At 72.8% G+C, this 5,851-nt stretch carries 4 protein-coding genes; 3 read left to right on the forward strand and 1 reads right to left on the reverse strand.

Translation table 11 applies throughout. The features are described 5' to 3' along the window. Positions 1 to 259: 259 nt before the first annotated feature. The 3 genes from ACXJKG_RS18800 to ACXJKG_RS18810 all read left to right on the forward strand — a co-directional run bounded on the left by ACXJKG_RS18800 (position 260) and on the right by ACXJKG_RS18810 (position 2,923). Complete coding sequence (locus tag ACXJKG_RS18800) at positions 260 to 862, forward strand: sulfite oxidase-like oxidoreductase (protein WP_456847259.1); 603 nt, start codon at positions 260 to 262, stop codon at positions 860 to 862. Continuing rightward, positions 855 to 1,631 carry a ferredoxin reductase gene (locus ACXJKG_RS18805; protein WP_456847260.1) on the forward strand — a complete coding sequence of 259 codons (777 nt, stop codon included), beginning with the start codon at positions 855 to 857 and terminating at the stop codon, positions 1,629 to 1,631. The genes ACXJKG_RS18800 and ACXJKG_RS18805 overlap by 8 nt, the downstream gene beginning before the upstream one ends. 131 nt (positions 1,632 to 1,762) lie before the next feature. After that, positions 1,763 to 2,923 (forward strand): hypothetical protein, encoded by a 1,161-nt coding sequence (locus ACXJKG_RS18810; RefSeq protein ID WP_456847261.1) that lies wholly within the window; start codon positions 1,763 to 1,765, stop codon positions 2,921 to 2,923. A gap of 33 nt (positions 2,924 to 2,956) precedes the next feature. Here ACXJKG_RS18810 and ACXJKG_RS18815 read toward each other — a convergent pair whose 3' ends face one another. After that, a complete protein-coding gene (locus tag ACXJKG_RS18815; RefSeq protein ID WP_456847262.1) occupies positions 2,957 to 5,641 on the reverse strand; it encodes a phosphoenolpyruvate carboxylase in 2,685 nt (894 codons plus the stop codon). Positions 5,642 to 5,851 lie beyond the last annotated feature (210 nt).

The following is a 5,851-nucleotide window of genomic DNA, read 5'->3' on the forward strand; positions in this document are numbered from 1 at the left end:
GCCGGCGCGCCCACGTCGGCCTCCGGCCAGCGTCGCCGTCGTGGCGGCAGCGGCCGCGGCAGCAGCGGCGGCGGCTCCGGCGCGTCGAGCTCGGGCGGCCCCCGCGTCGTCTACTCGCGCGGCTGACGTCCCCGCAGATCAGAGGCCGGTTCGACACCCGTCGAGCCGGCCTCTGGCGTATCCCGGGACCGTGGCACCATGATGGGCGGAGCGTCTCCGACCCCCCGGGAGTGACCATGCCCGACCGTTCGGCCGCCTGATGGCGATCATCTCCCGCGGGTTCCGCGGCAAGCGCGAGGCGGACCCCCGCATCCCGCCCGGCCAGTACCTCGAGCGCGGCTTCCCGGTCCTGTCGGCAGGCCCGACGCCCCGCGCCGACCTGTCCACCTGGACGTTCTCGATCACCTCCGGCGGAGCGACCCGCAAGTCCTGGACGTGGTCGGAGCTCACTCACCTGCCGCACGACGACATCGTCAAGGACATCCACTGCGTCACCAAGTGGACCAAGCTCGACTCGGCGTGGCGCGGCATCTCGCTGGACACCCTGCTCGAGGGCGTCGAGATCGACCCGGCCGAGCAGTACGCGATGGCGCACTGCGACGGCGGATACACGACGAACGTGCCGCTGGCGGACCTGCGCGACGGGAAGGCCTGGATCGCCTACCAGTACGACGGCGCTCCCCTGCCGCCCGAGCACGGCGGACCGGCCCGGCTGCTGATCCCGCACCTGTACTTCTGGAAGTCCGCGAAGTGGGTGCGCAGCCTCGACCTCATGACCGAGGACACCTGGGGCTTCTGGGAGCGGCTCGGGTACCACGCGTACGGGGACCCGTGGAAGGAACAGCGGTACTGGGGTGACTGAGACCCTCTACGCACTCCCCTGGATGGTCGCCACCCTGGTCGCCCGCACCGCCGAGACCCCCACCGCGATGACCCTCGAGCTCGACGTCCCCGGCTGGCGCGGTGCCCTGGCCGGCCAGCACGTCGACGTCCGGCTCACCGCCGAGGACGGGTACTCGACCCAGCGGTCCTACTCGCTGGCGTCGGCCGGCACCATGGGGCTGCCCGGGATGCCCCCGGACCCGACGGCGCACGACCCGCGCATCGCGCTCACGGTCCAGGTGGTCGACGACGGCGAGGTCTCCCCCTACCTGACCGAGGACCTGCAGGTCGGCGACGAGGTCGAGCTCCGCGGACCGGTCGGGAACTGGTTCGTGTGGCAGCCCACCGACCCGCACCCCGTACAGCTGGTCGCGGGCGGGTCCGGGCTGGTCCCGCTCATGTCGATGCTCCGCACCCGGCGCCTCGCGGGCAGCGTCGCGCCGTTCCGGCTGGTCGTCTCCGTACGGTCGCCGCGCGACGCCATCTACGCCGACGAGCTCGAGGCGCTCGGCGCGGACGTCGAGATCACCCGGGTGTGGACCCGGGAGGGACCGCCGGGGTGGACGGGCCGGCTCGGGCGGGTCGACCCCGAGCTGCTGACGACGGCCTGCTTCCCGCCGGACGAGCGCGCGCACGTGTTCGTCTGCGGGCCGACACCATTCGTCGAGCTGGTGGCGGACACCCTCGTCGACCTCGGCCACGACCCCGAGCGCATCCGCACCGAGCGGTTCGGTCCGACCGGCCCGTAGGAAGCGCATCCGCCGTACTGGACGGTCGGTCCTGGACGCCCCCGGGTCGCGGGAGGAGAGTCGGCGCGGCGGCCGCGACGACGTGGCCGTTCGTCGTGGCCACGAGGGCCACGCAGCCAGGGGCACACATCATGGAGAGTGGCGAGCACGCGTGGATCGGCGACCAGGTCAACCTGCAGTTCGAGTCGGGGACGGTGCCGTCGTCCGGCGCGCCGTTGTTCGCCGGAGGCCGGGGGCCCAGCAGCCCGGGGGCGAACCTGCACTTCACCTATGGGCAGGGCATCGCGCTCGGTGGTGACTTCTTCGGGGTCGTCGGCACCTCGATCAGCCGGGCCCCGGACCGCACCGTGGCGTTCAGGTCGGCATACGCCACGCTGACGAACGCGACCGACTCCGGCCCGATCCTGTCGATCATGGAGAAGGAGATCGAGGCCATCGGCGCCGCGTTCCGCAGCGGGCAGGACGTCTCACCGGTCTACGACTCGTTCGGGGACACGCTCTCGTACGAGTGGAACAAGGCCACAGGCGGCGGCTCGTTCGCCTCCGACATCGTCCCCATGGGTCGGTACCTGCGGCTCGCGGCCGAGAACTGGGACCACTTCACGAGCGACGCGGTCCAGGCCTACCGCGCCGGCCACGCGTGGGCCGCGGCCGAGGCGGCCCAGATCCGCAAGATCCCGGGTCTCGAGCCGAAGTACCGCCAGGCGCGCCTGGAGAACGCCTACCTCATGAACGCGTTCGCCGACCACTTCCTCACGGACCTGTTCTCGGCCGGTCACCTGCGCGCCCCGCGCAAGGAGCTCTACGACCAGGTCACCACCCCGGTCCCCGGCTACAGCGGCACCCTCGGCAGCCTGCTGACCCGGTGCATGCACGACGAGGACAGCGAGCACGGTCTGAACGTCCACAACGCCAACGGCGACAGCTGGACGGCCTACGGCGACAAGCGTCTGCTCGACCACCGGAGCGCCGACAACCGGGCGATGGTCGTCAAGGCGTCGCAGGTGTCGGCGGCCGAGATCTGGGCGGCGTACACCTCGGGCGACCCGAAGCCGGGGTACCGGGCGCTCTCGTTCGTGCCGGACCTCGTCCGCGTCCAGGACACGTCCACCCGCGAGAACTTCTCCCCGCTCTTCGTCCTCGAGGGCGGGACGGTGGCCCGGCGCAACAGCCTCACGGACCGGACCGACTTCTCGTGGTCCGTCTGGTGGGTCGGCGCGGCGACGTTCGCCGAGCTGAAGCTCCTCGGCATGCTGTCGGCCGTCACCGACATCGGGAGCATCGTCTTCTGACCCGTCCTGACGCCGCCCCGGACCGGGGCGGCGTCAGCCCGTGTTCTGAAGCCCCGCCGCGACGCCGTTGACGGTGAGCAGCAGCAGCCGGCGGAGCTCGTCGGCCTGCTCCGGGGCGTCGCCCGTGCGCAGTCCGCGCAGCGCGCGCAGCTGGAGCAGCGAGAGGGCGTCGACGTACGGGCTGCGCAGCTGGACCGCCCGTCCCAGGATACGGCGGCGGGACAGGATCGCGTCGCTCTCGGTGATGGCCAGCACCCACTCGCGGGTCAAGGCCATCTCCTCGAGCACCAGGTTCGCGAGGTCGTCGCGGTCGCCGAGGGCGAGGTACCGCTCCGCGATGCGCTCGTCCGTCTTGGCCAGCGACATCTCGACGTTGTCGATCATCGTGGCGAACAGCGGCCACTGGGCGTAGGCCTCGCGCAGCTCGGTCAGGTCGTCGACGGCCGCCAGCGCGGTGCCCAGGCCGTACCAGCCGGCCAGGTTGATGCGGGCCTGCGACCACGAGAACACCCATGGGATCGCGCGCAGGTCGTCCAGCGACTCGACCGAGAGGCCGCGCCGGGCGGGCCGCGAGCCGATCGGCAGCATGCCGACCTCCTCSAGCGGSGTGACCTCGGCGAACCACTGCGGGAASCCSGGRGCCTTCACCAGCTCGTGGAACCGGRYSCGCGACGYCTCGTCGAGCTGCGCGRMSAGCGRSGYGAACCGCTCGGTSGCGGCCGCGTTGTGCCGCTCGACGGACGGCGCACCGGCCAGCAGCGTGGCTGCCGCGACCTGCTCGATGTGCCGCGCGGCGATGACCGGGTCGCCGTACCGGGCGAAGATGACCTCGCCCTGCTCGGTGAGCTTGAAGCGGCCGTCGACCGAGCCCGGGGGCTGCGCGAGCAGCGCACGGTTGGCCGGGCCGCCGCCGCGGCCGAGCGCGCCGCCGCGGCCGTGGAACAGCGTCAGCACGATGTCGTGCCGCTCGGCCCAGTCGGTGATGCGGCGCTGGGCCGTGTCGAGGGTCAGCGTCGCGGAGACGGGGCCGACGTCCTTGGAGGAGTCGGAGTAGCCGAGCATGACCTCTACCCGGCGGCCGTTCTCGGCGAGCCGGCGCTGCACCTGCGGGAGCGCCAGGGCGCCCTCGAGGATGTCGACCGACGCCTCGAGGTCCGCGAACGTCTCGAACAGGGGGATCGCGTCGATGACCGGAGCGTCGACGCCGGCGAACGCGATCTCGGCCAGCTCGTAGACGGCCGCGAGGTGCTCGGCGGACTGCGTGAACGACACGATGTAGCGCCGCGCGGCCTTGATGCCGAACCGGCGCTGCACCGTGCCGATGGCGCGGAACGTGTCCAGGACCTCGACCGTGCGGGGCTCGAGCGTGCCGTCGGGGCCGTTCTTCGCGAGGTCCGCCAGCGCGCCGGCGTGCACCTGCGAGTGCTGACGCACCTCGAGCTCGGCAAGGTGGAACCCGAAGGTCTGCACCTGCCAGATCAGCCGCTGCAGGTCGCCGTACGCCGACCGGGGCGCGCCAGCGGCGGCCAGAGAGCGCTGGACGACGTCGAGGTCGGCCTCGAGCTCGCTCGCGGAGCCGTAGCCGAGGTCGGCGTTGCGGGTCCGCGTGGCGGCGATGCGCTCGGCCAGGAAGTAGACGACCCGGCGGTGCGGCTCGTTGGGCGCGTCGCCGGCGATGCGGGAGGCCAGCGACGCCGACAGGCCGCGCTGCTTCTGCCACAGCGCGCTGAGCTCGGGCGACGCCGGGGTGCCGGACGCGGCGAGGGTGAGCCCGTGGGCGGTCTTGCGCGCCGACGACTCGAGCTCGATCAGCGCGTGCTCGGACGCCATCGCCGCGGCTTCCTCGGTGATCTGCGCCGTGACGTTGGGGTTGCCGTCGCGGTCGCCGCCGATCCACGTGCCCAGGCGCGCGAACGACCGCACGGCCGGCGCGGTGGTGCCCGCGGCGTCGGCCAGCAGCCAGTCGTCGAGCCGGCGGTACACCGCGGGCAGCACGTCGGCGAGCGTCGACTCGAACACGTTGATCACGGTCCGGACCTCGTCCAGCACCGACGGCTTGGCCTCGCGCAGCGGCGCGGTCCGCCAGAGCGTGTCGATCTCCCCCAGCAGGCGCCGGTCGTTCTCCGCGAGCGACATGCCGCCGATGTAGCGCAGGTCGCGCTCGGCGACGAGCTCCGCGATCCGGCGGATGGCACCGGAGACCGCGCGGCGGCGGGCCTCGGTGGGGTGCGCGGTGAACACCGGGCGGAACTCGAGCTCCGCCAGGCGCTGCCGGGCCACGTCCTCGCCCACCTCGTCGGCCAGCTGGGCCACGGCGGCGGGCAGCGAGTCGTCGGGCGCCAGGTGGTGCGGCAGCAGGCTGGCCTCGCGCTCCCGCAGGACGCGGACGCGGTGGTACTCCTCCGCCGTGTTCGCCAGGTGGAAGTAGCACGTGAAGGCCCGCGCGACCTCTTCGGCCCGGGACATCGTGAATCCGGCGACGAGCGCCTCGGCCTGGGCCAGCGCCTCCGCGTCGGGACCGTTGTGCGCCCGGATGGCGAGCTCGCGCAGCGCCTCGACGTCGGCCAGCAGGTCGTCGCCGCCCGCCTCGCGCAGCACGCGGCCGAGGAACTCGCCCAGGACACGGACGTCGTTGCGGAGCGGCTCGGGGACCTCGTGGCTCGCGAGGCTCTGCGCAGTGGTCTGCGTGGCGTCGCTCGGGGGAAGAGGTGCGGTCACGGGCCAAAACTAGGGCACGCAGCCKGATCTGGTCCCGTGCGTCCAGGCGATGGGCAGTGTGACGTAGTCGACCCCGCCGCGGCGAGTACGGTCGGGCCATGGCAAAGACGCCGCAGGAGACCGACGCCGCATGGCATGCCGCCTGGTCGGCCCGGGACGTGGAACGGGCCGCCGCGCTCCTGCATCCCGAGTACGCCCTCGTGCTCGTGC

The sequence above is a fragment of the Cellulomonas sp. P5_C6 genome (assembly GCF_054049635.1).

Excerpts from the sequence above, each read along its gene's own strand:
- ACXJKG_RS18800 (WP_456847259.1), top strand. The coding sequence starts at position 260 with ATGGCGATCATCTCCCGCGGGTTCCGCGGCAAGCGCGAGGCGGACCCC.
- ACXJKG_RS18810 (WP_456847261.1), top strand. The coding sequence starts at position 1,763 with ATGGAGAGTGGCGAGCACGCGTGGATCGGCGACCAGGTCAACCTGCAG.